The following is a 25,991-nucleotide window of genomic DNA, read 5'->3' as shown; positions in this document are numbered from 1 at the left end:
GTTTTTTATAAAAATTGTCTGCACCACCCCCCCGCCCCGCTCCCCCACCTCTCATAAAAACCCGCCCCCCCCCCCCCCCCCCCCCCCGTGGGCCGCCCCCCGGACTGGTCGGTCATCGCACCGGTCCGAAAGTCGTGGTCGATTTTCGGCAAGCCCGGTGCGAAGATTTGGCGCCGGAGCGTGGCAATGCGTCCGCATGGACGTATGTCGCTCTGGCCGAAGCGGGGCGCCGATGCTGCGATACATCTTACGGCGGCTTCTGACCGCCATTCCGACGCTGTTCGTCATCGTGACCATGGCGTTCTTCCTGATACGCGTCGCACCGGGCGGCCCCTTCAATCAGGAGCGGGGCCTCAGTCCCGAGATCAGGGCCAATCTGGAAGCACAGTTCGGCCTCGACGATCCGCTCTGGCTGCAATATGCCCACTATCTCGGCAATCTTCTGCGCGGCAATTTCGGGCCGAGCTACAATTTGCCTGACTTCACCGTCACCGAACTGTTTGCCAAGGGGCTGCCGATATCGGTCCAGCTCGGCACCTCGGCGCTGATCCTGGCGCTGCTGCTTGGTTCGGTGCTCGGCACCATCGCCGCGCTCAACCAGAACAAGCTTGGCGACTATACGGTGATTGCGCTGGCGACCGCCGGCAGCACTATCCCCACCTTCGTCATCGCTCCTGTGATTCAGCTGGTGTTCGGATTGACCTGGAAGCTGTTGCCGATCGGCGGCTGGGGTGATGGCGCATTAATCAACAAGATCGGCCCGGTGCTGACGCTGGCCTTGCCGCAGATCGCCATCGTTGCCCGCCTGATGCGCGGGTCGATGATCGAGAGCTTGCGTTCGCATCATATCCGAACGGCGCGTGCGCTCGGCCTCTCCGACTGGTCGGTGGTGGTCAAGCACGCGCTGCGCGGCGCCATCCTGCCGATCGTTTCCTTCACCGGCCCCGCAGCCGCGGCGCTGCTCACCGGTTCGGTCATCGTCGAGACCATCTTCTCCATTCCCGGTGTCGGCCGCTATTTCGTCGATGCCGCGCTCAACCGCGACTACACGCTGGTGATGGGGACCGTGGTGGTGATCGCGCTCTTCACCATCGTCTTCAACCTGATCGTCGACGTCATGTACGCGGTCGTCGACCCGAGGGTACGCTATGACTGAGGGTGCGCTATGACTGACATCACAGCCGCCGCCGCTCCGCCGGCCGTCGTCGGCCGCTCGCTCTGGGGCGACGCATGGGCGCGCCTCAAAGCCAACCGCGCCGCCATGTTCAGCCTCTATTACCTGGCCTTCATTGGCGTCATCAGCATCTTCGGCCCCTGGTTCGTGCCGCTTCAGTACACCACCATCTATGCCGACTATGTGCGCACGCCGCCAAGCTTTTCAGCCTATCCGAAGCCCGACATGATCGAGACGGCGCTCAAGGATGCCATCAAGCGCATGCGCGTCGACATCAAGGAGTGGAAACTGGACGGCAGTCGCGTCACCGTCACCGTCACCTCGACCAAACCGATCGACGACCGCAACATCCGCTATCTTGACCGCTCCGATGCCTTCGACGATACCAAGATAGAGAGCAAATCGGCCGACGGGCTCGAATTGACTATGACTGCGTCGGTCAAACAGCAGTACTTCCTGTTCGGCACCGACAACACCGGTCGCGATCTTCTCTCGCGAACGCTGATGGCAGGGCGCATCTCGCTGGCCATCGGCCTGCTTGCCGGCATTGTCGCGGTGGTCATCGGCGTCCTCTACGGGGCGGCGGCCGGCTTTTCCGGCGGCAAGATCGACGAGGTGATGATGCGCATCGTCGACGTGCTCTATTCTTTGCCCTTCATTTTCTTTGTCATCATGCTGGTGGTGTTCTTCGGCCGCAACTTCGTGCTGATGTTCCTGGCGGTGGGAGCGGTGCTGTGGCTCGACATGGCGCGCATCGTGCGCGGCCAGGCGCTGTCGATCCGGCGGCAGGAGTATGTCCAGGCGGCCGAAGCCATGGGCGTCGGCCAGCGCGGCATCCTGCTGCGCCATGTCATCCCCAATCTGCTCGGACCAGTGGTGATCTACATGACGCTGCTGGTGCCGCAGGTCATCATCCTGGAAAGCTTTCTGTCCTTCCTCGGCCTTGGCGTGCAGGAACCGATGACCAGCTGGGGCGTGCTCATCTCCGTCGGCGCCAAGAACATCGGCACCGCCAACTGGCTGCTTTTGTTCCCCGCCTTCTTCCTCGTGTCGACGCTGTTTGCGCTGAACTTCGTCGGCGACGGCCTGCGCGATGCGCTCGATCCGAGAGACCGATAATATGGGGACCAAATAAAATGGGGACCGTTGCGATGGAAACGCCCGAAACGATCCTCAGCGTCAAGGACCTTCGCGTCCGCTTCCGCACGCTCGACGGCGCGGTCGAAGCGGTCAAGGGCATCAACATCCACGTCAAGGCAGGGGAAACCGTAGCCGTGGTCGGCGAATCCGGCTCCGGCAAGAGCCAGACCATGATGGCGGCGATGAGCCTGCTGGCGTCCAATGGCGAGGCGACGGGTCACGTCGATTATCGCGGCCGCAACCTTTTGACCATGAGCAAGCCCGACCTCAACAAGGTGCGCGGCGCCAAGATCAGCATGATCTTCCAGGAGCCGATGACCTCGCTCGATCCACTCTATTCGATCGGCAACCAGCTTATCGAACCGATTCGCAAGCACCGCGGGCTGAACGCAGCCGAGGCACGGAACGAGGCGCTCAAGCTGCTGCGGCTTGTGCATATTCCCGATCCCGAGCGGCGGATGAAATCCTATCCGCACGAAATGTCGGGTGGCCAGCGCCAGCGCGTCATGATCGCCATGGCATTGGCCAACGACCCCGACATCCTGATCGCCGACGAGCCGACGACGGCGCTCGACGTCACCATCCAGGCGCAGATCCTGGTGCTGCTCGCCGAACTGCAGCGCAAGCTCGGCATGGCCATCGTCTTTATCACCCACGATCTCGGCATCGTCCGGCGCTTTGCCGACCGCGTCTATGTCATGCGCTATGGCGAGGTGGTCGAGGAAGGCGAGGCGGAAGCACTTTTCGCCAACCCGCAGCATGCCTATACCAAAATGCTGCTGGCCGCCGAACCGACCGGCACCAAGGCGGCGCCGCCGTCCAGCGCTCCTGTGCTGCTGGAGGGCCGCAATGTCGAAGTGACCTTCAAGATCGGCGGCGGCTTCCTTGCCGGCGAACCGCTGCTGCTACGCGCCGTCGATCACATTTCGATCCGGCTGAAGCGCAACCAGACCATCGGTATAGTCGGCGAATCCGGTTCGGGAAAATCGACGCTCGGCCGCGCACTTCTGCGCCTGTTGCCCAGCGACGGTGTCATCCGCTTCGGCGACCGCGACATCTCCACCGCCGACCGCCAGGCGATGCGGCCGCTGCGGCGGGAGATGCAACTCGTCTTCCAGGATCCGTTCGGCTCGCTGTCGCCGCGCATGACCGTCGGCCAGATCATCACCGAAGGCCTTCTGGTGCATGAGCCGAACCTGTCAGGCAAGCAACGCGATCAGCGCGCCGTCGAGGCCTTGCTCGAGGTCGGCCTCGATCCCAACGCACGCAACCGCTACCCGCACGAATTCTCCGGCGGCCAGCGCCAGCGCATCGCCATCGCGCGTGCCGTGATCCTGAAGCCCAAACTGGTGGTGCTGGACGAGCCGACTTCGGCGCTCGACCGCTCGGTGCAGAAGCAGATCGTCGAATTGCTGCGCAAGCTGCAGGCCGACCACGAACTGTCCTACCTCTTCATCAGCCACGATCTCTCCGTGGTGCGCGCCATGGCCGACTACATCATCGTCATGAGGCAGGGCAAGATCGTCGAGGAAGGCCCGACGGAAGAGATCTTCAGCAACCCGCAGGCCGCCTACACCCAGACGCTGATGGCTGCGGCGATCGATGTCACGGGCTTCAGGCTGAGTGCTTAAGGCGTGACGTTCAGCAGATAGTCAGGGTAGGGCCAGTTCGCTTAGCCCGCTGACCTGGGGCATCTGTTGGCCATTGTCGCGACAATGGCCTCTTGCCGCTGCTTCAGCAGTTCGATTCTGGCCGTCTCACGCTTGGCCACTGCGCTCTTCACGCGCGTGCCGCCGAGCAGCCAGTTCGGCACGCTGGTGTTGGCGACCTTGCCGCGGGTGATGGCGGTCTGCGAGATTTCGCGCGAGGTATCGCCCACCGCATTGTTGAGCTCGGCGCATGTCATGCGGTCGTATTTCGCCGGGTTGACCGCGCTGCCCAGCGATGAGCAGCCTGCCATCAGGAAAAGAACAAGCATCGCTGACAGCCGGCCTGCACTTGAAATCAATAAATTCATCTTCCGCAAACCTCGTTCCGGCCGCTGTCTCGGCGGCATTCCTATTATCGAGGTAGCGCGGATGGTTGTCGCGTCAAAACACCATGCTGACAGCGAACGCCGACGCGGCCGGTTTGCACCAAGCTATCTTGTGGGGAGTCGGGAGAAACAAACACCTAAGTGTCTGTTTTTTCTGGTCGGAGTGGCAGGATTTGAACCTGCGACCCCCTCGTCCCGAACGAGGTGCGCTACCAGGCTGCGCTACACTCCGTGACCAGACCGCGGGCTTATAGCTGCCGCATACCGTTCCTGCAAGCGGCAATGGCAGCGCTTCTGTCGCATTTCGTTGGCTTTCGTTGGGCATTGCCGCAAAGCTTGGCTTTCCCTCCCGGGATAAACCCGGCTTAAAGCCTTGTGTGCTAAGTCGCAGCCTCGATAGATCGTGTTTTCGCCATCTGGAGCTTTGCTGCCTTGCCCCTGAAAATCGTAGGCGACGCCCGGCCCAACAGCTTCGAATTCGAAACCGAAGCGCTGATCAAGGCGTCCGGCTTTCGCGAATACGACGCGCGCTGGTGGTTTGGCCATGCCGGTTCGACGCAACCGCCGGACCTGAACCTGATCGGCGTCCAAGCGTTGGGCATGGGCCTGGGCACTTTGATCCGCCGTCTTGGCGCGGGTCCCGACATCGTCACCGGGCATGATTTCCGTTCCTATTCGCTTGCCATCAAGCTGGCGCTGGTTTCCGGCCTGATGGCTGCGGGCGCAAAGGTGAAAGACATTGGCCTGGCGCTGTCGCCCATGGCCTATTTCGCCCAGTTCGCGCTCGACGCACCATCCGTCGCCATGGTCACGGCGTCGCACAACGAGAATGGCTGGACCGGAGTCAAGATGGGTGCGGCGAGGCCGCTCACCTTCGGACCAGAGGAGATGAGCGCACTGAAACACATCGTGCTGTCGAGCGACTTCGATCTCGCCGGCGGCGGCTCCTACGAATTCGTCTCCGGTTTTCGCGAGACCTATCTCGACGATCTGGTGAGCGACAAGCGCATCGCGCGAAAGCTGAAAGTCGTGGCGGCTTGCGGCAACGGCACTGCCGGCGCCTTCGCGCCACAGGCGCTGGAGCGCATCGGCTGCGAGGTGATCCCGCTCGATGTCGAGCTCGACCACAGTTTTCCGCGCTATAACCCGAACCCGGAAGACATGCAGATGCTGCATGCCATCAGGGACAAAGTGCTGGAAACAGGTGCTGATATCGGGCTGGGCTTCGACGGCGACGGCGACCGTTGCGGCGTGGTCGACAATGAGGGCAACGAGATTTTTGCCGACAAGGTCGGCGTCATGCTGGCGCGGGACATATCAACCCAATATCCCGGCTCGACCTTCGTCGTCGATGTCAAGTCGACCGGCCTGTTCAACACCGACAGCGTCCTGCGCGCCAACGGCGCGAAGACAGATTACTGGAAGACCGGCCATTCCTACATCAAGCGCCGCGTCGCCGAGCTTGGCGCCGTCGCCGGCTTCGAGAAGTCGGGCCATTTCTTCTTCAATCCGCCGATCGGCCGCGGCTATGATGACGGTCTCATCACGGCAATAGCCATTTGTGAGATGCTCGTCCGCAACCCCACAAGTTCGATGGCCGATCTCTATCGCGCGCTGCCGCTGACCTTCGGCACGCCGACCATGTCGCCGCATTGCGCCGATGACGTGAAATACGGCGTGGCCGATCGGGTGGTGGCGGACTTCCAGGCGATGCAGCGCGCCGGCAAGGCTTTTGCCGGCCAGAAGATCGCCGAGCTGATCACCGTCAACGGCGTGCGCATCGTGGCCGAAGATGGCACCTGGGGCTTGGTACGGGCGTCGTCGAACAAGCCGGAGCTTGTCGTGGTTGTCGAAAGCCCGGTATCGTCCGACCGCCGCCGGCAGATGTTCGAGGCGGTCGACGCCGTGCTGCGCCGCAGCCCCGAAGTCGGCGCTTACAACCAGACGTTCTGATTGGACCTTTCATGACCGAGCGCATCGTCAGTTTTGTCATGAGCGGCGGTGTCGGTTCGCGGCTGTGGCCGCTGTCGCGCGAGGACAACCCGAAACAGTTCCACGATCTTTCCGGCGACGGCTCGATGCTGGCCAAGACACTGCGCCGGCTGACGGCGCGGCCGGAGGGCGAAACGCCGATCTTCCTGATCGCCGCCGAGCGCCATGCCGAGCGCGTGCATGCCGACCTTGCCGGCCTCGACCTCGCCGGCGGTGGCCCGCTGTTCGAGCCGACCGGGCGCAACACGGCTGCCGCCGTGGCGCTGGCCGCGTTGCGCACATTGTCGGAGTTCGGCGACAGCCTGGTGCTGGTGGTGCCGTCAGACCATGAAATCGCCACGCCCAAGCAGTTCTGGCAGAGCGTCGAGGCTGGCAGCCAGGCAGCCCTTTCCGGCCGTCTGGTGGTGTTCGGCATCAAGCCGACGCAGCCCGAGACCGGCTATGGGTATATCGAAGTCGCAGCCGAAAGCGGCGGCGTCTTCGACGTGTCGCGCTTCGTCGAAAAGCCCGACCTCGCCACCGCGCAGAGCTATCTCAGTGCGGGCACCTTCTACTGGAACACCGGCATTTTCCTGTTTCGCGCCAGCGCCATGCGCGATGCATTTGCGGCCTTCCAGCCCGACATCTGGCAGGCCACCCAAGCGGCCTACAAGGCAGCGACTTCGGATCTGTCCGGCCTCTATATGCCGCTCGACCTCTACGCCGCCATCCCGTCGAACTCGATCGACTACGCCATCATGGAACGGGCCAAGGACATCGCCATGGTGCCGGCCGGCTTCCGCTGGAACGACCTCGGCTCCTGGCAGTCGCTGCTCGATGTCGGCCCTGCTGATGCCAATGGCAATGTCGTCGTCGGCGATGTTGTCGCCATCGATTGCGAGAACTCCTACATCAGAAGCGACGGCCGGCTTTTGTCGGCGATCGGCATGAAGGACGTCGCGATCGTCTCGACGGCGGATGCCACCTTCGTCGCGCCGGTCAGTCACAGCCAGCACGTCAAGAAGATCGTCGAGCAGCTGGAAAAATCGGGCCGTCTGGAAACCAGGTTCACCCCGGCGCATGACCGCGTCATCGAAAGCGGTGCCTGGCGGCGGCGCGTGCATCACTGGCTGTTCGAGGAGACCTTGCCGCTGTGGTCGACTTCAGGCGTCGATGAGCGTCATGGCGGCTTCCACGAGGCGCTCGGCTTCGACGGCGAGGCGCTGTTGAAGCCCAAGCGCATGCGCACGACGGCGAGGCAAGTCTACGCCTTCGCCGTTGCCAAGGCCCGCGGCTGGGACGGTCCAGCCGATCGCCTGATCTCCCATGGCATCGCCTTCATGGCCGGCAAGGGCCGCACGGACCGGGGCGGCTGGGTGCGCACGCTCAATGTCGACGGCTCCGTCGCCGACCCAACCGAGGATGCCTACGACCATTCCTGCGTGCTGCTGGCGCTGGCGCATGCGCATATGTGCGGCAATCCGGATGCGCTGCGGCTGGGCCAGGAGACCTTCGTGTTCCTCGACGCGCATCTCGAGGACAGCCGCATGACCGGCTTCCTCGAGACGTCGGACGGCGAGGGCGAGCGGCGCTCCAACCCGCATATGCATCTGCTCGAGGCCTTCCTCGCCTGGTATGAGGCGACCGGCGACCGCACCTATCTGCGCCGCGCCGCGCGCATCATCGACCTTTTCCGCAGTCATTTCTTCGATGCCGAGAGCTGGACGCTGGGCGAATATTTCGACGCCGGGTGGAAGCCGACCGCCGGCGAGAAGGGCACATGGACCGAGCCCGGCCATCATTTCGAATGGGCCTCGCTGCTGACCGATTTCGTCGCCCACAGCGGTCAGGGCGAGTTGAGCAATTTTGCCCGCAAGCTCTACGCCTCGGCCATCGCCAACGGCCTCAACCGCGCCACCGGCCTTGCCTACGGCGCGGTCTCCAGACAGGGCCTGCCGCTCGACCTTGTGTCGCGGAGCTGGCCACAGGCCGAAGCGATCAAGGCGGCGATTGCGCTGGATGGCTCGGGTGGTCCCGACCTCAAGCCCGAAATCGAGGCGCGCGTCGGCCGGCTATTCCGCTGGCACATCGACCCGGCGCCGCTCGGCCTGTGGATCGACCGCATCGACGAACGCGGCCGCTCCTTGGCATCGGACGTGCCGGCCAGCATCTTCTATCATCTGGTCTGCGCGCTGACGCAGTATCTTGATGGGACAGCGCAGAAGGGGTGAGGTTGTTGAGAGGCCGGTGCGAGGCACCCCCCTCTGCCGTGCAGGGCAGAGGGGGGTGCCTCGCGCCAACCCCTCAGTACGGGCTCGCTACATCCCCGGTCTCGACATACACCGCCTTCAGCTGCGAATAGAGCGCTAAAGCCGCCAGCGAGTTCTCGCGCCCGATGCCGGATTGCTTCACCCCGCCAAACGGAATTTCCACCGGCGTCAGATTGTAGGCGTTTATCCAGCAGGTGCCGGCCTGCAGTTCGGCGATCACCCTATGAGCGCGCTGCAGGTCGCGGGTGAAGACGCCGGCGGCGAGGCCGAATTCGGTGTCGTTGGCGCGGTCGATCACCTCGTCCTCGCCGTCGAACTTCAGCACGCTCATCACCGGCCCGAAAATCTCCTCGCGCGCAATGCGCATCTTATCGGTGACACCGGTGAACACGGTTGGCTCTACAAAGAAGCCGCCATCGAACCCTTGCAGCGACGGCACGTTGCCACCGCAGGCGAGCGTTGCTCCATCCTGCCTGCCGGCCGCGATGTAGGAAACGACCTTCTCCTGCTGCGCCTTGTTGACCAGCGGCCCCATCTGCGTCTCAGGATCGAGCGGATCGCCGATGCGGATCTTTTTCGTCCGCTCGACCAGCCGGTCGACGAAGCGGTCATGGATGCCGCTTTGTACGAAAACACGCGTGCCGTTGGAGCAGATCTGCCCGCTCGAATAGAAATTGCCGAGCATGGCGCCGCCGATGGCGTTTTCGAGATCGGCATCGTCGAACACGATCAGCGGCGACTTGCCGCCGAGTTCCATCGTCGCATGCTTCATCTTCGAGCCGGCGAGCGACAGCACCTTGCGGCCGGTCGGCACCGAGCCGGTCACCGAAACCTTGGCAACGACATCATGGCCGACCAGGCCGGCGCCGACATCGCCATAGCCTTGCACGACGTTGAACAGCCCGTCGGGCAGGCCCGCCTCTGAGTAGATCTCGGCCAGCGCCAGCGCCGACAGCGGCGTGTTCTCCGAGGGCTTGAACACCATGGCGTTGCCCATGGCGAGCGCGGGGGCGGATTTCCAGCCGGCGATCTGGATCGGATAGTTCCAGGCGCCGATGCCGACGCACACACCGAGCGCCTCGCGGCGCGTATAGGCAAAAGGTCCACCAAGATCGATCGCATCGCCGTTGAAGGCGGCAACCGCGCCGCCGAAATATTCGAGGCAGTCGGCGGCCGATAGTGCATCCGCCACCAGCGTCTCCTGGATCGCTTTGCCGGTGTCAAGCGTCTCGATCCGCGCCAGATCGGCGTTGCGCGCGCGCAAAATGTCGGCGGCGCGGCGCAGGATGCGGCCACGCTCGACCGGCTTCATCCGCGCCCAGGCCGGTTGTGCGGCCCGCGCGGCTTCGATGGCGAGCTCCAGCACGTTCGGAGTCGCCGAATGCAAAGTGGCGATGACCTCACCGGTCGCCGGATAGATCACCGGCAGCGGCGCGCCGCCTTCGTCCTCGATGTAGCGGCCGTTGACATAGTGCGATGCCGTTGGCTGGGCGCGCATGCTGTTCTCCAGATGTATTCGCTATTGCGGAGCAGTCCGCCGGACAATGCCCTATCGATCCGCCACCTGCCAGCGCGGATTGATCCAGGGTTCCTGGTTGGACGGCGCCAGTGGCGTGCGGCCGAGAATGTGGTCGGAGGCCTTCTCGCCGGTCATGATCGACGGCGCGTTGAGGTTGCCGTTGGTCACCCGCGGGAAGATCGAGGAGTCGGCGACGCGCAGGCCGTCGACGCCGATGACCCGGCACTCCGGATCGACCACGCTCATGATGTCGTCGGCGCGGCCCATCTTGCAGGTGCCGCACGGGTGGTAGGCACTCTCGGCATGATCGCGGATGAAGGCGTCGAGATCCTCGTCCGACTGGACGTGCGAACCCGGCGAGATTTCCTTGCCGCGAAAGCCGTCAAAAGCCTTCTGGCCGAAGATCTCGCGGGTCAGCCGGATGCAGTGGCGGAACTCGGTCCAGTCGTCTGGATGCGACATGTAGTTGAAGCGGATGACCGGCGTCGCTTTCGGGTCGGGCGAGCGCAGCGTCACCGAACCGCGCGACTTCGACCGCATCGGCCCGACATGCGCCTGGAAGCCATGCGCCTTCGCCGCCGCCTTGCCGTCATAGCGCACCGCCGCCGGGATGAAGTGGTACTGGATATCGGGGTAGTCGACACCGGCCTGCGAGCGTACGAAGGCCGCGGCCTCGAAATGGTTGGTGGCGCCGAGGCCGGTCTTGAAGAACAGCCACTGCGCCCCGATCAGCGTCTTGGAGAATGGGTTGAGAACCGAATTCAGCGTGATCGGCTGGGTCGATTCCTGCTGGATGTAGAGCTCCATATGATCCTGCAGATTGCGGCCGACACCGGGCCGGTCGGCCACGACCTGGATGCCGTTCTCCGTGAGATGCGCGGCCGGGCCGATACCGGATAGCATCAGGATCTTGGGCGAATTGATCGACGATGCGGCGACGATCACCTCACGTCGTGCCTTAACGACCTGAATCTGTTTGTGAGCTTCCATCTCGACTCCGACGGCACGCTGATTCTCGATGATCACCCGGCGGGCGAAGCCTCTGATCACGCTGACATTTTGCCGCTTGAGCGCCGGCTTCAGATAGGCTGACGCCGCCGACCAGCGGCGGCCGCCGCGTATGGTCTGCTCCATCGGCCCGAAGCCTTCCTGCTTCGAACCATTGTAGTCGTCGGTCAGTTCGAACCCGGCTTGGCGGCCGGCCTCGACAAAGGCGCCGTAGAGCGGATTCTTGCGCGGGCCACGCTGGACGTGCAGCGGGCCGCCGTGGCCGCGCCAGCCGTCCTCGCCCCCGTCACTGTCCTCCATGCGCTTGAAATAGGGCAGCACGTCGGCGAAGCCCCAGCCGGCTGCCCCCTGTTCGGCCCAGTGGTCGAAGTCGCGTGCGTGGCCCCTGACATAGACCATGCCGTTGATCGAGGACGAGCCGCCGATCACCTTGCCGCGTGGCGTCGCCAGCACGCGGCCGCCGAGATGCGGCTCTGGTTCGCTGGCAAAGCCCCAGTCGTAAAGGCTCATATTGAGCGGGATCGACAGCGCCGACGGCATCTGGATCAGCGGCCCGATATCGGTACCGCCGAACTCGATGACGATCACCGAATGCTTGCCGTCTTCCGACAGTCGGTAGGCCATGGCCGAGCCGGCCGAGCCGGAGCCGATGATGACGAAGTCTGCTTCAAGCATGGTTCACATGCGCCCATCGTTCATATGCGAAATAAAATCGGCGAGCGAGACATTGCCGCCGGTAGCCATGACCAGGACCGTTTTACCCGTCACATCCACCTTGCCGCCGAGGAGCGCCGCCAGAGAGGCGGCGCCCGATGGCTCGAGCACCAGCTTCATCCGTTCGAAGGCGATCTTCATTGCCCGCCGCACGGAGGCATCATCGACGGTGATGCCGCGCACGCCGGCGGTCTTGACCGCCGCAAACGGCGCGTCGCCCGGCCGCCGCGACATCAGCCCGTCGCAAATCGATTTCGGCGCGATCGGCATGGTCTCGATGGCGCCATGCGCTAGCGATGCACCCATGCCGTTGAAGCCTTCCGGCTCGACGCCGATGATCTCGGTTGCCGGCGACAGATAGTGGAAGGCGAGCGACATGCCGCCGATCAGTCCGCCGCCGCCGACCGAGCAGAACAGAAGTTCGGCACTGGCGTCCTTTGCCTCGAATTGTTCGAGCGCTTCGAGCCCGGCGCCGGCCTGGCCGGCAACGATCTCCGGATCGTCGAATGGATGCAGCAACGCCAGCCCTTCGGTCTCGGCAATCTCGCGGGCCTTGGCGGCTGCGACCTCTTCACGGGCGCGCTCGCCATGATCGGTCAGCACGACGCGCGCGCCATAGCCTGCGGTCGCATCGCGCTTGGCGGCCGGCGCGTCGATCGGCATGACGATGGTGACGGGAATGCCGAGCGCCTGGCCGGCAGCCGCCAACCCTTGCGCGAAATTGCCGGAGGAGTAGGCGACGACGCCTTTTATGGCCTCATCCGGCGACAGCCGCTTCAACCGCCAATAGGCCCCGCGCACCTTGAACGATCCCGCCCATTGCAGCGATTCCGGTTTGATGAAGACGCGGGCCGCACCCGTCTCCTTGGCCAAGGCTGTCGATTCCAGCAAAGGCGTGATCTGCGTCGCCTTCGACGTCACGGCATAGGCCTGTCTGAGGTGCTCGAGGGAGGGGACAATTGTCATCATTCGCCTCGCGGAAAGCGTTTCTGTTCCTCGAGATTGTCGAGGTTCATGTGGTTGCGCATGTAGCGTTCCGACGCCTTCTGCAGCGGCTGGAACTCCCAGGGGTAATGCGTGCCGTTGCGCAGCGCGGGATAAACCACCCAGCGCCGCGCCTGGCTGACGCGCACCGCGGCATCGAATGCCGCCATGTCCCAGCGCGCTCGCACGGCTCCCGTGAAGGCCGCCACCAGATCGGCATGCGCCGGATCGGTGGCACGATTGGTGCGTTCTTGCGGATCGGCTTCGAGATCGAACAGAAGCGGCGGGTCGATCTCGCAATGGATGAATTTGTAGCGGCCGTCGCGGATCGCCACCAACGGCGCGTTGGAGCCCTCGGCGGCATATTCCATCAGCACCGGCGCGGTGCGCTGTCCGCCATCAAGCAACGGCAGCAGCGACTGCCCGTCGGTCCACGGTGCGATCGCGGAGATGTCGATGCCGGCGAGATCGCACAGCGTCGGCGTCACGTCGAGGTTGGAGACCGGCGCCTCGATCAGCCCTGCAGGAATGCCTTTGCCGGCGATCATCAAAGGTACTCGCGCCGAGCCCTCGAAAAAATTCATCTTGAACCACAGGCCGCGCTCGCCAAGCATGTCGCCATGGTCGGAGCAGAACAGGATGATGGTGTCGTCCAGCATGCGCGTTCGCTCCAGCACTGACATCAACTCGCCGACCTTGTCGTCGAGATAGGAGATGTTGGCGTAGTAGCCGCGCCGCGAGCGGCGGATCTGCTCCGGCGTGATGTTGAAACTGTCGTAGTCGCTGGCCCGGTAAAGCCGTTGCGAATGCGGGTCCTGATGGGCATAGGGGATGAATCCCACCTCCGGCTCAAGCGCCGGACAGTCTTCATAGAGATCCCAATATTGCCGCCGTGCGACATAGGGGTCGTGCGGGTGGGTGAAGGAAACCGTCAGGCACCAGGGCCGGCTGGCCTCGTCCTCGGAGGTGCGGGCAAGATCGTAGAGTTTTTGCACCGCGTGGAAGGCGACCTCGTCGTCATACTCCATCTGGTTGGTGATCTCGGCAACGCCGGCGCCGGTGACCGAGCCCAGATTGTGATACCACCAGTCGATGCGCTCGCCGGGCTTGCGGTAATCCGGCGTCCAGCCGAAATCGGCGGGATAGATGTCGGTGGTCAGCCGCTCCTCGAAACCGTGCAACTGGTCCGGCCCGACGAAATGCATCTTGCCCGACAGGCAGGTGTAGTAGCCGGCGCTGCGCAGATGATGCGCATAGGTCGGGATCGAGGAAGCGAATTCGGCGGCGTTGTCATAGACCTGGGTGCGCGACGGCAATTGCCCGCTCATGAAAGCGGCGCGGCCCGGCGCGCAAAGCGGCGAGGCCGTGTAGTTGTTGCCGAAGCGCGCCGAGCGTGCGGCCAGCGCCTTGAGATGCGGCACATGCAGGAAGTCCGCCGGCCCGTCCGCAAACAGCGTGCCGTTGAGCTGATCGACCATGACGATCAGGATGTTGGGTCGCCTTGATATCACTGAGGCTGTCACTGTGTCTGTCGCCCGCCGAGTTTGATTTCGAGATAATCTTCGACCAGCGCGATCGCGGTTTGAGCATCCGGCACGCCGTCCTTCAGCGCGCGCCTGATGTACAGCCCGTCGATCATCGCCGCGACCGCTTCCGCCGCGCGGTCGGCTTCGTTGCGCGGCAGTATGCCGATCAGTCCGCTCATCAGGTTGGAATGCAGCCGCCGCGCATAGACCCTGAGCAGCCGGCGCAGGGCCGATGATTTCTGTGCATCGACATAAAAGGCGAGCCAGGCCGCGATGGTTTCCGGCCGGAACTGGATGTCGGAGAAGTTGACGGCGACCACCGCCGAAACGCGTTCGCGCGGCGAGCCGGCGGATTGCAGCGCGCGCCGCATGTCGATCGTCAGCTCGGCCAGAATATGCCTCATCGTCGCCAGCAGCAGCTCATCCTTGGCGCCGAAATAGTGGTGAGCCAATGCTGACGACACACCGGCGCGCCCCGCTATCTCCGACATGGTCACGTCAAGCGAGCCGCGCTCGCCGATCGCCGAGATCGTCGCGTCGATGAGCGCCTTGCGGCGCAACGGTTCCATTCCGACTTTAGGCATGATGTTCCCGGCTTTTGCGGCGGAGATTATTTTTTATTGACGCGTCAATCAACAAAAAATTGATCCGATTGGAACCTGCACCAAGCGATTGTCGGCTTGCGGCCCTTTTCGATGCGGGCGGGATTGTTTATATTTGAACAATAAAGGCGAAGTGCGCCGTTTGCCCACATGTTAGGCTGGCGCCAAGGATGGAGACCGCCATGACCGCATGCATCGTTGGCTGGGCGCATTCGCGCTTCGGCAAGCTTGAAGCCGAGACGCTCGAGGGCCTGATCACAAAGGTCGCGGTCGACGCGCTCGACCATGCCGGCATTGGCCCGGACGAGGTCGACGAGATCGTGCTCGGCCATTTCAACGCCGGCTTCTCCCCTCAGGATTTTACCGCCAGCCTGGTGCTGCAGGCCGATGACCGGCTGCGCTTCAAGCCGGCGACGCGGGTGGAGAACGCCTGCGCCACGGGTTCGGCAGCGGTCCGCCAAGGCATCCGCGCCATCGACGCCAATGCCGCCCGCATCGTGCTGGTGGTCGGTGCCGAGCAGATGACGACGACCCCCGGCCCCGAGATCGGCAAGAACCTGCTCAAGGCTTCCTATCTGCCGGAGGAGGGCGACACGCCGGCCGGTTTCGCCGGCGTCTTCGGCAAGATCGCGCAGGCCTATTTCCAGCGTTATGGCGACCAGTCGGACGCGCTGGCGATGATCGCCGCCAAGAACCACAAGAACGGCGTCGACAATCCGTACGCGCAGATCCGCAAGGATTTCGGTTACGAATTCTGCCGCCAGGAAAGCGAGAAGAACCCCTTCGTCGCCGGTCCGCTGAAGCGCACCGATTGCTCCCTGGTTTCCGATGGCGCCGCCGCTCTTGTGCTCACCGACACCTCGACGGCGCTGAAGATGCGCCGCGCCGTCGCCTTCCGCGCCAACGAGCATGTCCAGGATTTCCTGCCGATGTCGAAGCGTGACATCCTGTCTTTCGAAGGCTGCGAGCAGGCCTGGAACCAGGCTTTGAAGAAGGCCGGCGTGACGCTCGACGACCTCTCCTTCGTCGAGACGCATGACTGCTTCACCATTGCCGAACTCATCGAATATGAGGCGATGGGCCTGGCCAAGCCGGGCGAGGGCGCCAGGCTGGCGCTGGACGGCACGACGGCAAAAGACGGCAGGCTCCCGGTCAATCCTTCGGGCGGGCTGAAGGCCAAGGGCCATCCGATCGGCGCCACCGGTGTGTCGATGCATGTGCTGACCGCCATGCAGTTGACCGGCGAAGCAGACGGCATCCAGGTGCCGGACGCAAAGCTTGGCGGCATCTTCAACATGGGTGGCGCTGCCGTCGCCAACTACGTTTCCATCCTCGACCGGATCAGGTAGAAGCGGCCCGTATATTTCGGGGTGGTGATGACAAATCCGGTTCTGGTCGAAGTCTTGCGCGGCGCGATCGTCGAGAGCGCCCATCGCGGCGCTGTCGCAATCTTCGACGGTGACGGCAAGCCTGTCCTGGAGATCGGCGATACGGCGCGGCCGGTGTTTCCTCGCTCGGCGGTCAAGGCGATCCAGGCGCTGCCGCTGGTTGAAACGGGTGCTGCCGATGCGTACGGCTTGGGCGACCGCGAACTGGCGCTGGCCTGCGCTTCGCATTCGGGCGAACCCGCGCATGTCGAACTGGCGCAGGCGATGCTGGCCAAGGCCGGGCTCGACAAGTCGGCGCTGGAATGCGGCGCGCATTGGCCGTCGAGCCACGACGCGACGATCGCACTGGCCCGCACAGGCGTCTCGCCGAACGCACTGCACAACAATTGCTCGGGCAAGCATTCCGGATTTCTCTGCACCTGCGTGCACTCAGGGATTGCCCACCAAGGCTACGTCAAGGCAGGCCATGGTTTGCAGGAGATGGTGCGCGACGCCATGCAGGCGGTGACCGGCGCTGCCCACGATGCGGATCACCGGGCAACCGATGGCTGCTCGATTCCCACCTATGCCGTGCCGCTGAAAAGTTTTGCCCTTGGCTTTGCCCGCATGGCGACGGGCAGGAGCTTTGGCCCTGAGCGCGCCAAGGCGGCCAAACGCCTGCTGTCTGCCTGTATGGCCGAGCCTTTCCTGGTCGCCGGCACCGGCAAAGTGGATGTGGCGCTGATGCAGGCCGCGCCCGGCCGCATATTCGTCAAGACGGGCGCCGAGGGTGTCTATTGCGCCGCCGTTCCGGAGCTTGGCCTCGGCATCGCGCTAAAATGCGATGACGGCGCCGGCCGCGCCGCCGAGGTGATGATTGCCACTGTGCTGGCAAAACTTCTCAGCGCCGACGGCGCACTGGCGGCGAACCTTCTGGAGCGGGCCAATCCTCCGATCGAAAGCCGCATCGGCGCCAAGGTCGGCTCGCTGCGGCCGACGACGACGCTCAGCTGACCCTGTTTCGCTCGACCGTCAGGTGCGCATAGCCGCTATCGCTCGACCGCGCGAGGTCGCCGGTCGCCGGTTCGGCCCAGCGCTGGCCGATGATGGCGCCGTTCTTGGCGCCGTCGATGACGTTGTCGGAAATGATGGCGTTTCCAGCGCCTTCTACCACAGTGACGGCGATGCCGGTTCCGGCCTGACGGATGATGTTTCCCGTCGCCACAACATTGCGCATATAAGCGCCCCAGCCGATCTGCATGCCGTAGAGCGGCGCGTTCTCGATGACATTGCCCGAGACGGTGGTGTCGGCCTCGACGCTGATACCGACGCCGAAGCCCGGCGCGTCGGCGGGGTAGGGGCCGGTGGTCGAGAGGTTGCGCATGATGTTGTTCGAGCAGACACCCATACGGCCGCCGTCGTTGAAATTGACGATCGAGATGCCGTTAGCGGCACCATCGACGATGTTGTTGCCGATGATGGCGCCTTCGAAGGAGAATTCGGAATAGAGCGCGGTTTCGCCCGACCGCGAGCAGGTGTTGCCGGTCATCTGCAGATTGCTGGAACTGTTGGCGCGGATCGCCGAGAAGGCGCAGTCCGAGACGATGTTGCCGGTGACGGAGACATTGCCGGCACGGAAGGCGTTGATGCCATTGCCGTTCTGCCCGGTGCCGCCGCCGCGCGCGCGCCGATCCGCTGCACGCGGTTGCCGCTGACGATCGTGCCGTCCTCGGCCTGCTGCCAGCGATGCACAAGAATGCCGCCATTGCCACAGTCGGATACGGTGTTGTCGGATATCGCCAGGCCAGCGGCCTCGACGGAGTAGATGCCGGCGTCCGCAGCCCCCGAAATCTCGGAGCGCTCGATGCGGCCCGACGCATGCTCCAGCGCCAGCCCATGCTTGCCGCTGCCGGTGATCGTGCAATTGTCGATGACGAGATGGGCGACGCGGCGCAGGTCGAGCAGGCCTTGGGCATCGTCGGCCAACTCGCCGTTGGCGCCGTCGAGGACCAATGCGGTGAACTCTATATGCTCGGCCTGTTCGGCCGTCAGCAAATGGCCATTGCCGCCATAGAGGATGCGCGAGGCGCCCGGCACGCCCGAAAGCCTGACGCGGGCGGGCAGGGTCAGGTTGGACACGACATAGGTGCCCGGCGGCAGGAACACCGGCGCGTTGCGGTCGCTGGCCTCGGCTAGCATCCTGGCGAAGGCCTTGCTCTGGTCGTCCGGTGCGTCCGGCTCCACGCCAAGCTCGGCGGCGTTGATCGAGCCGCGCACCGCCGTTTTCGCCAAGGCGTTGCCCACCGAAAGGCCGAGCACGGCAAAGCCGGCCGTCCCCTTCAGAAGCGTTCGTCTGTTCAACATCGGCACATCCCTTGCGATCATCCGGCTGATCGCAGGAATTGGGCCAGCCGCATCGGTCTCCGCTCGGCCATAGTCCGGCCAATGACCGGGTCCGGCAAGTGGCTTGTGCAGTCACGGAAGCGGGCCTAAGTTTATCCGATGAGCAGAGCTTTTACCCGCGAGGAAGACAGCGAAAACGCCATTGCCGGCATCGGCGAGCGGCCGATCAGCCAACACCGCAATCTGGTGACGGAGCGCGGCCTGGCGATGATCGAGGACAATCTGGCCGATCTGCGCGACATTTTGGCGAAAGCCGAGCGAAAAGCCGATCGCGAGCGCATTGCCGTTGTCTCGCGCGACCTGCGCTACTGGACAGCGCGCCGCGAAAGCGCCGAGCTTTCCGTGCCGGAACCGGGCAGCGACCAGGTGCGCTTCGGCATGGGTGTCACGCTGGAAGGCGATGACGGCAAGAGAGTGCACTGGAAGATAGTCGGCGAGGACGAGGCCGACCCCTCAAAGGGCAGCATCTCACACGTCTCGCCAATGGCCGTGGCGCTGTTCGGCAAGAAGGTCGGCGACGTCGCAAGCGTCAACGGCAAAGAATGGGAAATCCTCAAGCTGTCGGACGCCTGACGCCAGCTCACCCTATTTGCACAGCCAGCTTTCGCAACGCGGGCTCATACTTGGCCATGACATCGCGAGCAGCACGTATTTGCCGTTCGACGTCGTCACACGGCACCGGCCTTAGGATGATGCCGTCGTCGGTTTCGATGATCTGGAGTTCATCGCCCACTTGCAGGCTCAAGCTGTCGAGCGTTTCCCGCGGCAGGATTACAACGCCCGATCCGTCCTCAAGTCCGTGAATGATGGTGTTCATAGCTATACCATAGGTTGCGCCCGATATTGCAACGCAACTTTGATAAGCAGTGCAACTGTTTCAATCAGCCCGCCAGCAGCCGGTCCAGCAACCGATCCGCAGCCTCCGGGATAACCGTCCCTGGCGGGAAGATTTCCGCGGCACCCGCTTCCAGCACTGCGCCGTAATCCTGCGGCGGGATGACGCCGCCGGCGACGATCAGCATGTCGCTGCGGCCGAGCTTCTTCAGCGCGTCGCGTAGTTCGGGGATCAGCGTCAGGTGCCCCGCCGCCAGCGATGAGGCGCCGATGACATGGACGTCCTGCGCCACCGCCAGCCTGGCGATCTCGTCGGGTGTCTGGAACATCGCGCCGACCGTCACGTCGAAGCCGAGATCGGCGAAGGCCGTGGCGATCACCTTCTGGCCACGGTCGTGGCCGTCCTGTCCCATCTTTGCGACCAGGATGCGCGGCTTGCCGCCGGACTTCTTCTCGAAAGCTTCGAGCTTCTCCAGCAATCGGTCGACCGTCAGATTGTCGCCAAGCGCATTGCGATAAACGCCGGAGATCGTTTGCACCGAGGCGACGTGACGGCCAAAGACCTTTTCGAGCGCCAGCGAGATCTCGCCGACCGTGGCATTGGCGCGCGCGGCGCGGATGGCAAATTCCAGCAGGTTTTCGTTACCCTGCGCAGCGCGGGTCAGCGCATCGAGCGCGCTCTCGACCGCGCCGACATTGCGCGTGCCTTTCAGGTTCTGCAGCTTCGACAATTGCCGGGCCTTGACCTCGGCATTGTCGATCTTCAGCACGTCGACGTCGATTTCGTTCTCGGGGCGATGCGCGTTTACGCCAACCAGTATCTGCTCGCCGGAATCGATACGCGCCTGCGTGCGCGCCGCCGCTTCCTCGATGCGAAGTTTTGGAATGCCCTGTTCGGTTGCTGCCGCCATGCCGCCAAGCGCCTCGACCTCTTCGATATGGGCGAGCGCACGCGCCGCCAGATCGTGCGTCAGCCGTTCGATATAGGCCGAGCCGCCCCACGGATCGATGATGCAGGTGGTGCCGGATTCCTTCTGCAGGATCAACTGCGTGTTGCGGGCGATGCGCGCCGAGTGGTCGGTCGGCAGCGCCATCGCCTCGTCGAAGGAGTTGGTGTGCAGCGACTGGGTATGTCCCTGCGTCGCCGCCATCGCCTCGATCATGGTGCGGGTGATGTTGTTGTAGGGGTCCTGCGCCGTCAGCGACCAGCCGGAGGTCTGGCAATGGGTGCGCAGCGACAGCGAGCGTTCGTCGTTCGGTGCAAAATTCTTCTGCATCAGGGTCGCCCACAACAGGCGCGCCGCGCGGAGCTTGGCGATCTCCATGAAGAAGTTCATGCCGATCGCCCAGAAGAAGGAAAGCCGCGGGGCGAAACGGTCGATGTCGAGCCCGGCGGCGACGCCGGCGCGGGCATATTCGATGCCGTCGGCGATGGTGTAGGCGAGCTCCAGGTCCGCGGTCGCGCCGGCCTCCTGCATGTGATAGCCGGAGATCGAGATCGAATTGAACTTCGGCATGTGCTGGGAGGTATAGGAGAAGATGTCAGACACGATCCGCATCGAGGGCTTCGGCGGATAGATGTAGGTGTTGCGGACCATGAACTCCTTCAGAATGTCGTTCTGAATGGTGCCGGCGAGATCCTTCTGAGCAACGCCCTGTTCTTCGGCCGCGACGATATAGAGCGCCATGATCGGCAGCACCGCGCCGTTCATGGTCATCGACACCGTCATCTCGCCCAGCGGAATGCCGTCGAACAATTGCCGCATGTCGAGGATGGAATCGATGGCCACGCCCGCCATGCCGACATCGCCGGCAACGCGCGGATGGTCGCTGTCATAGCCGCGATGGGTGGGCAGATCGAAAGCGACCGAAAGGCCCTTTTGGCCGGCGGCGAGATTGCGCCGGTAGAAGGCGTTGGATTCCTCGGCCGTCGAGAAGCCGGCATATTGCCGGATCGTCCACGGCTGCTGGACATACATGGTCGGGTAGGGACCGCGCACGAAGGGCGGCATTCCCGGATAGGTGTCGAGATGCGGCAGCCCCTTGAGATCGCCCTGGCTGTAGAGATGCTTGACGGCAATACCTTCCGGCGTCAGCCGCTGGCCCTTGACCTCGACCGGCGCGCGCCGTGGCGCCGACCAGCCAATGTGGCTGAAATCCGGGATCACTGTGCGGCTCCGATTGCCTGGTCGATGCGGACCGGAAACAGCGCCTCGCACACCGCCACGCCCTCTGTGAAAGGCGGCCGCCGCTCAGCCGCCAGCGTCTCGACCGGGGCATCGTTTTTCAGCGGGTAAAGCGTGGTGCCGATGATTGCCCGTTCACCCGACCGGTAGGCCTCGGCGCGGCGCTCGGATGCTGCCTTGACGCGCTTCTGGATATGCCCTTGCTGCAGGCTTGCCAGAACGCCGCCTTCCGCTTCGATCCGCTGGAACTCTTCCCACGCCGCTTCGCACAGGCCCAGGGTCAGCGCCTCGACTGCGCCCGACCCAAATGCTGGGTCGGCGACATGGTCGATATGGCTTTCATTGGCCATGATCAACTGCGCATTGCGGGCGATGCGGCGGGCAAAGCCGGCCGGCAGCCCGAGGGCGACGGTGTGTGGCAGGATGGAGATCGAGTCCGCGCCGCCTGCTGCCGCTGCAAAGCTGGCGATGGTGGTGCGCAGGATGTTGGTTTCGGGATCCGCCGCCGTCATCATGCGGAACGACGTCTCGGCATGGATGTTGGCTGTCGATGCCGGGATGGAACAGGTTTCCTGGATGCGCGCCCACAGCCTGCGCAAGGCCCGGACCTTGGCCATCGACAGGAACTGGTCCTGGTCGACGCTCAGCGCAAAGCCGATATGGGGAGCGGCATAGACAAGCGGCTGGCGCGCATCCTCGAACATCCTGAGGTATGACACGGCGGAAGCGAGCATGGTGCCGAGTTCCTGCGCTTCCGTGGCGCCGGCATTGTGGAACACCCGCCCGTCGGCCTCCAGCAGCACACCCGGCACGCCCAGCGAGAAGAAATGCGCCAGCGATTGCGGCATCGATGCCTGCAACGCCTCGATCGACATGCGCAGCCGGCCGGTTCCGGCAAAGATTGCCGCCGGGTCGATGCCGAAGGAGAGGTTCAGCTTTGCCGGGTCGGAGCGGCGCTTGCTCAGGAACGCCACCAGCCAGTCGGCGACGGCACGGCTCCAGGGATGGGCGTCGATGCGGATCTGCGTGCGGTTGAGCGGTACGCCATCCAGCACCGTTTCCAGCGCCTGCGCCGTCCTTGGCAGGCCATAGCCGAACGCATTCGGAGCACCCTCGAAGACAAGCGACAATCCCGTCGCGCCTTGTGCCACATCGTCCAGGGCCTGCGCCTTGGCGCGGCCGATATCGGGATCGTCAATGCGCTGGCTGACGATCCAGGGCAATTTGGGGTTGGCGCGCACAAGCGGCTCGGCGCCGGCGGCGCGATCGTAGAGCGGTTCGATGCGAATCTGATCGTCGGTATGCGAGACCAGTTTTTCCTCGAAGGAGGCGCCGGCGAGCGCCTTTTCGGCCAAGGCCAGCCAACGCTGGCGCTCGACGTCAGCGGGTTCGATGCTCCTGGTCAAGGATCCGGCGCCCATCCATGTTCCTCGTTTTTATGCGGCCGCACCAGCGTCAGCCGTCCAGTCTACGGTTCCCTGCCAGATATCGCAATGCAATGCGCTTGCGCGGTTGGGATTCGCTTCCCTGACATAGGGCAGCCTGCGTGGACGAACCATGGAACGATTGCCAAACAGCGGCAAAATCCGCAAGTTCCAAAAACCGATTTGGAGGATTGGTTCAATTTAGACGATTGGCCCAATCTGGATGAATAGCCAACTGGATGGATAGCCCAATTGGAGAATAGCATTGTCGCTGCGCAATGGCCTGACTATACCCTGCGGCACGGCCACAGGCTTTTAACACATCAGTTTGCGGAGACATGGTCATATGGCTGACGACACCAGCATTTTCCTCGGCGCCAGCCGCAAGCCCGACGACAGCTATCAGCGCGCCGAACAGCTCTTGCTGCAATATGGGAACCGCCATGGCCTGATCACCGGCGCCACCGGCACCGGCAAGACAGTCAGCCTGCAGATCCTGGCCGAGGGGTTTTCCAATGCCGGCGTGCCTGTGTTCTGCGCCGATATCAAGGGCGACCTGTCCGGCATTGCCATGATGGGCAAGGCGCAGGATTTCCTGGTCAAGCGGGCCGAGCAGGTCAAGCTCGACCCTTACGACTTCCAGGAATTCCCGGTCATCTTCTGGGACCTGTTCGGCGAGCAGGGCCATCCGATCCGCGCCACCGTCTCGGAAATGGGGCCGCTGCTTCTGTCGCGGCTGATGAACCTCTCCGAAGCGCAGGAAGGCATCATGAACATCGCCTTCCGCATCGCCGATGAGGATGGCCTGCTGCTGCTCGACATGAAGGATCTGCAAGCACTGCTGGCCAACATCGCAGCGCGCGCCGACGAGATCAGCTCGCGCTACGGCAATGTCACCAAGCCGTCGGTCGGCGCAATCCAGCGCACGCTTCTGGTGCTGGAACAGCAGGGCGCGGCGCATTTCTTCGGCGAACCGGCTTTGCGCATCGCCGACATCATGCGCACCACCCGCGACGGCCGCGGCGCCATCAGCGTGCTCGCTGCCGACAGATTGATGATGAACCCCAGGCTCTACGCCACCTTCCTGCTCTGGCTGATGTCGGAGCTGTTCGAGGAATTGCCCGAGGTCGGCGATCCCGAAAGGCCGAAGCTGGTGTTCTTCTTCGACGAGGCGCATCTGCTTTTCGACGATGCGCCGAAGGTGCTGATCGACCGCGTCGAGCAGGTGGTTCGCTTGATCCGTTCGAAAGGCGTCGGTGTCTATTTCGTCACGCAGAACCCTTTGGACATCCCTGAAAAGGTTCTCGCCCAGCTCGGCAACCGTGTGCAGCACGCGCTGCGCGCCTATACGCCGCGTGAGCAGCAGGCGGTCAAGACCGCCGCCGACACCTTCCGGCCCAATCCCGATTTCGACTGCGCCACCGCCATCACCCAGCTCGGCACCGGCGAGGCGCTGGTCTCGACGCTGGAGGTCAAGGGCGTGCCGTCCATGGTGCAGCGGACATTGATCCGGCCGCCATCGTCTAGGCTTGGCCCGATCACAGCGGACGAGCGCCGCAAGCTGATCGACCAGAGCCCGGTCGCCGGCCAGTACGACCAGACCATCGACCGCGAATCGGCCTTCGAGATGCTGCAGAAGAAAGCCAGGGATGCGCAGGACGAGCAGGCGCAGCAGGCCGACAGCGGGCGCTCGCGCTGGACCATTCCGGGCTTCGGCAATGACGATCCGCCGCCGCAGCAATCAGGCGGTCGCCGCGCCCCTGCACCACGGCCGTCCAACCGCCAGACGGTGGCCGAAGCCGCGATCAAAGCGGTGGTGCGCTCGGTCGGCTCGTCGGTCGGCCGCGCGATCGTGCGCGGGATTCTGGGCAGCCTGTCCAGGGGGCGGTGAAAAGTGTCAGCCAGCCCGCCTCGGACATGATCAGCGGCCAAAATATCGCTATTGACGGCGGTTGGTAGGGATGGCCGGCCTCCTGGAACTGCGCGACGACCGCGCCCGTCTGGTCCTGGCGCCGCAAAAGGGCGCAGCGATCGCCCGCTTCGACGCACTGGTCTGCGGCGCAACGGTGTCGCTGCTCCGCCCCGACGATGGCACCGGCGCCTCCGGCTGCCAGCTTCTGGTTCCCTGGTCGAACCGCATCTCAGGCGGCGGTTTCGCCTTCGACGGCCGCTTCCATGCGATCGAGCCGAACGTGCCGGGGGAGGCCTTTCCAATCCATGGCGACGGCTTCCAGAGGGAGTGGCGGATTGCCAGCCACAGCGCCACCGAGGCAGAACTGGTCCTCGACGCCGGTGAAATCGGCCCCTACCGATATACGGCGCGGGTCGCCTATGCGCTGCATGACGGGGCCTTGGATGCCACGCTCACGGTGGAGAATCGCACCGGCATTCGCCTGCCTTACGGGCTCGGCTTTCATCCGTGGTTCCCGCGCAGCGCCGGAACGACGCTCGAGGCGAAGGCGGCGCGGGTCTGGCTGGAGGACAAGCATCATCTGCCGGTCGGCGTGGCGCCGGTGGCCGATTACCCCGCGTGGAATTTCTCGAACGCCTCCCTGTTGCCGCGAAGCTGGGTCAACAACGCCTTCGACGGCTGGGACCGCCGCGCCAGGATCACCCGGCCCGAGGACAGGATCGCCATCTCGCTCACCGCCTCGCCATTGCTCGACGTCTTCATCCTCTATTCGCCGTCGCAGGATGCCGATTTCTTCTGCTTCGAGCCGGTGTCGCATACCGTCGATGCGCATCACGGCAAAGGGCTGACCCCGCTTGAGCACGGCGCTACGCTGAGTGCAAACATGCGCCTCGATTGGCGTTCCGCTGCTTCGCTCTGATGC

The 25,991-nt window shown here is 64.0% G+C and carries 19 protein-coding genes, 1 tRNA gene and 1 pseudogene; 10 read left to right on the top strand and 11 right to left on the bottom strand.

All coding sequences use genetic code 11. From position 1 onward, the window contains the following. Positions 1 to 232 precede the first annotated feature (232 nt). The 3 genes from NKI15_RS10830 to NKI15_RS10820 are packed head-to-tail and all read left to right on the top strand — an operon-like array spanning position 233 to position 3,945. A complete protein-coding gene (locus tag NKI15_RS10830; protein WP_023684574.1) occupies positions 233 to 1,156 on the top strand; it encodes an ABC transporter permease subunit in 924 nt (307 codons plus the stop codon). Positions 1,157 to 1,165: 9 nt separating this feature from the next. Then, positions 1,166 to 2,293, top strand: coding sequence for an ABC transporter permease (locus tag NKI15_RS10825; RefSeq protein ID WP_352886087.1), 1,128 nt, complete (start codon positions 1,166 to 1,168; stop codon positions 2,291 to 2,293). 32 nt (positions 2,294 to 2,325) lie between these two features. After that, the gene (locus tag NKI15_RS10820) at positions 2,326 to 3,945 is read left to right on the top strand and encodes an ABC transporter ATP-binding protein (RefSeq protein WP_352514140.1); all 1,620 of its coding nucleotides are present in this window, start codon (positions 2,326 to 2,328) and stop codon (positions 3,943 to 3,945) included. Positions 3,946 to 3,986: 41 nt separating this feature from the next. On the opposite strand, the gene NKI15_RS10815 is transcribed toward NKI15_RS10820, so the two are convergent. Together NKI15_RS10815 and NKI15_RS10810 are read right to left on the bottom strand one after the other, a co-directional pair. Then, positions 3,987 to 4,292 carry a hypothetical protein gene (locus NKI15_RS10815; protein ID WP_352514141.1) on the bottom strand — a complete coding sequence of 102 codons (306 nt, stop codon included), beginning with the start codon at positions 4,290 to 4,292 and terminating at the stop codon, positions 3,987 to 3,989. A 212-nt stretch (positions 4,293 to 4,504) separates the two neighbouring features. After that, positions 4,505 to 4,581: transfer RNA gene (locus NKI15_RS10810), tRNA-Pro, on the bottom strand. Between the two features lie 200 nt (positions 4,582 to 4,781). On the opposite strand from NKI15_RS10810, the gene NKI15_RS10805 reads away from it, so the two are divergent. Both NKI15_RS10805 and NKI15_RS10800 read left to right on the top strand, forming a co-directional pair. After that, positions 4,782 to 6,302 (top strand): phosphomannomutase/phosphoglucomutase, encoded by a 1,521-nt coding sequence (locus NKI15_RS10805; protein ID WP_023715690.1) that lies wholly within the window; start codon positions 4,782 to 4,784, stop codon positions 6,300 to 6,302. A gap of 11 nt (positions 6,303 to 6,313) precedes the next feature. After that, positions 6,314 to 8,551 carry a mannose-1-phosphate guanylyltransferase/mannose-6-phosphate isomerase gene (locus tag NKI15_RS10800; protein ID WP_023715689.1) on the top strand — a complete coding sequence of 746 codons (2,238 nt, stop codon included), beginning with the start codon at positions 6,314 to 6,316 and terminating at the stop codon, positions 8,549 to 8,551. 73 nt (positions 8,552 to 8,624) lie between these two features. Here NKI15_RS10800 and betB read toward each other — a convergent pair whose 3' ends face one another. From betB to betI, 5 genes are read right to left on the bottom strand one after another with little or no spacing between them, the layout of a single operon-like run. Continuing rightward, on the bottom strand, positions 8,625 to 10,088 hold the full coding sequence (betB, locus tag NKI15_RS10795) for a betaine-aldehyde dehydrogenase (RefSeq protein WP_023715688.1): 1,464 nt from the start codon (positions 10,086 to 10,088) through the stop codon (positions 8,625 to 8,627). Positions 10,089 to 10,139: 51 nt separating this feature from the next. Then, the gene (betA, locus tag NKI15_RS10790) at positions 10,140 to 11,792 is read right to left on the bottom strand and encodes a choline dehydrogenase (protein ID WP_023715687.1); all 1,653 of its coding nucleotides are present in this window, start codon (positions 11,790 to 11,792) and stop codon (positions 10,140 to 10,142) included. 3 nt (positions 11,793 to 11,795) lie between these two features. Further along, positions 11,796 to 12,800, bottom strand: coding sequence for a threonine/serine dehydratase family protein (locus NKI15_RS10785; protein WP_023670743.1), 1,005 nt, complete (start codon positions 12,798 to 12,800; stop codon positions 11,796 to 11,798). After that, complete coding sequence (betC, locus tag NKI15_RS10780) at positions 12,797 to 14,326, bottom strand: choline-sulfatase (protein ID WP_023670744.1); 1,530 nt, start codon at positions 14,324 to 14,326, stop codon at positions 12,797 to 12,799. Before betC ends, NKI15_RS10785 begins: the two co-directional genes overlap by 4 nt. An 8-nt stretch (positions 14,327 to 14,334) precedes the next feature. Next, entirely contained in the window at positions 14,335 to 14,925 is a 591-nt protein-coding gene (gene betI / locus NKI15_RS10775) for a choline-binding transcriptional repressor BetI (RefSeq protein WP_031251629.1), read from the bottom strand. 200 nt (positions 14,926 to 15,125) lie between these two features. On the opposite strand from betI, the gene NKI15_RS10770 reads away from it, so the two are divergent. Together NKI15_RS10770 and NKI15_RS10765 are read left to right on the top strand one after the other, a co-directional pair. Further along, the gene (locus NKI15_RS10770; protein ID WP_352514196.1) at positions 15,126 to 16,292 is read left to right on the top strand and encodes an acetyl-CoA acetyltransferase; all 1,167 of its coding nucleotides are present in this window, start codon (positions 15,126 to 15,128) and stop codon (positions 16,290 to 16,292) included. 27 nt (positions 16,293 to 16,319) lie between these two features. Continuing rightward, positions 16,320 to 17,324: an asparaginase gene (locus tag NKI15_RS10765; protein ID WP_023826770.1), complete on the top strand. Its 1,005-nt coding sequence runs from the start codon at positions 16,320 to 16,322 to the stop codon at positions 17,322 to 17,324. On the opposite strand, the pseudogene NKI15_RS10760 reads toward NKI15_RS10765, so the two are convergent. Next, positions 17,317 to 18,674 (bottom strand): annotated as a pseudogene (locus NKI15_RS10760) (TIGR03808 family TAT-translocated repetitive protein). The gene NKI15_RS10765 and the pseudogene NKI15_RS10760 sit on opposite strands and share 8 nt — an antisense overlap. Positions 18,675 to 18,812: 138 nt before the next feature. Between NKI15_RS10760 and greA the strand changes: the two are divergent. Next, positions 18,813 to 19,286, top strand: a complete 474-nt coding sequence (greA, locus tag NKI15_RS10755; protein WP_023702220.1) for a transcription elongation factor GreA — start codon at positions 18,813 to 18,815, stop codon at positions 19,284 to 19,286. Positions 19,287 to 19,293: 7 nt separating this feature from the next. Here the strand turns inward: greA and NKI15_RS10750 are convergent, their stop codons facing one another. The 3 genes from NKI15_RS10750 to NKI15_RS10740 all read right to left on the bottom strand — a co-directional run bounded on the left by NKI15_RS10750 (position 19,294) and on the right by NKI15_RS10740 (position 23,154). Then, complete coding sequence (locus NKI15_RS10750; RefSeq protein ID WP_023702219.1) at positions 19,294 to 19,530, bottom strand: AbrB/MazE/SpoVT family DNA-binding domain-containing protein; 237 nt, start codon at positions 19,528 to 19,530, stop codon at positions 19,294 to 19,296. Positions 19,531 to 19,594: 64 nt separating this feature from the next. After that, entirely contained in the window at positions 19,595 to 21,715 is a 2,121-nt protein-coding gene (gene scpA / locus NKI15_RS10745) for a methylmalonyl-CoA mutase (RefSeq protein WP_023684565.1), read from the bottom strand. Further along, positions 21,712 to 23,154 (bottom strand): methylmalonyl-CoA mutase subunit beta, encoded by a 1,443-nt coding sequence (locus tag NKI15_RS10740; RefSeq protein ID WP_352514197.1) that lies wholly within the window; start codon positions 23,152 to 23,154, stop codon positions 21,712 to 21,714. Before NKI15_RS10740 ends, scpA begins: the two co-directional genes overlap by 4 nt. Before the next feature lie 349 nt (positions 23,155 to 23,503). Here NKI15_RS10740 and NKI15_RS10735 point away from each other — a divergent pair, with 349 nt between their 5' ends. Both NKI15_RS10735 and NKI15_RS10730 read left to right on the top strand, forming a co-directional pair. Then, complete coding sequence (locus NKI15_RS10735) at positions 23,504 to 25,048, top strand: helicase HerA-like C-terminal domain-containing protein (RefSeq protein WP_023702217.1); 1,545 nt, start codon at positions 23,504 to 23,506, stop codon at positions 25,046 to 25,048. 70 nt (positions 25,049 to 25,118) lie between these two features. Then, positions 25,119 to 25,988 carry an aldose 1-epimerase gene (locus NKI15_RS10730; protein WP_352514198.1) on the top strand — a complete coding sequence of 290 codons (870 nt, stop codon included), beginning with the start codon at positions 25,119 to 25,121 and terminating at the stop codon, positions 25,986 to 25,988. Positions 25,989 to 25,991 lie beyond the last annotated feature (3 nt).

Source organism: Mesorhizobium sp. M0862 (genome assembly GCF_040319795.1).
Classification (GTDB): Bacteria; Pseudomonadota; Alphaproteobacteria; order Rhizobiales; family Rhizobiaceae; genus Mesorhizobium.
The sequence above is the reverse complement of the archived record's forward strand: the minus strand, read 5'-3'. Positions and strand labels throughout refer to the sequence as shown.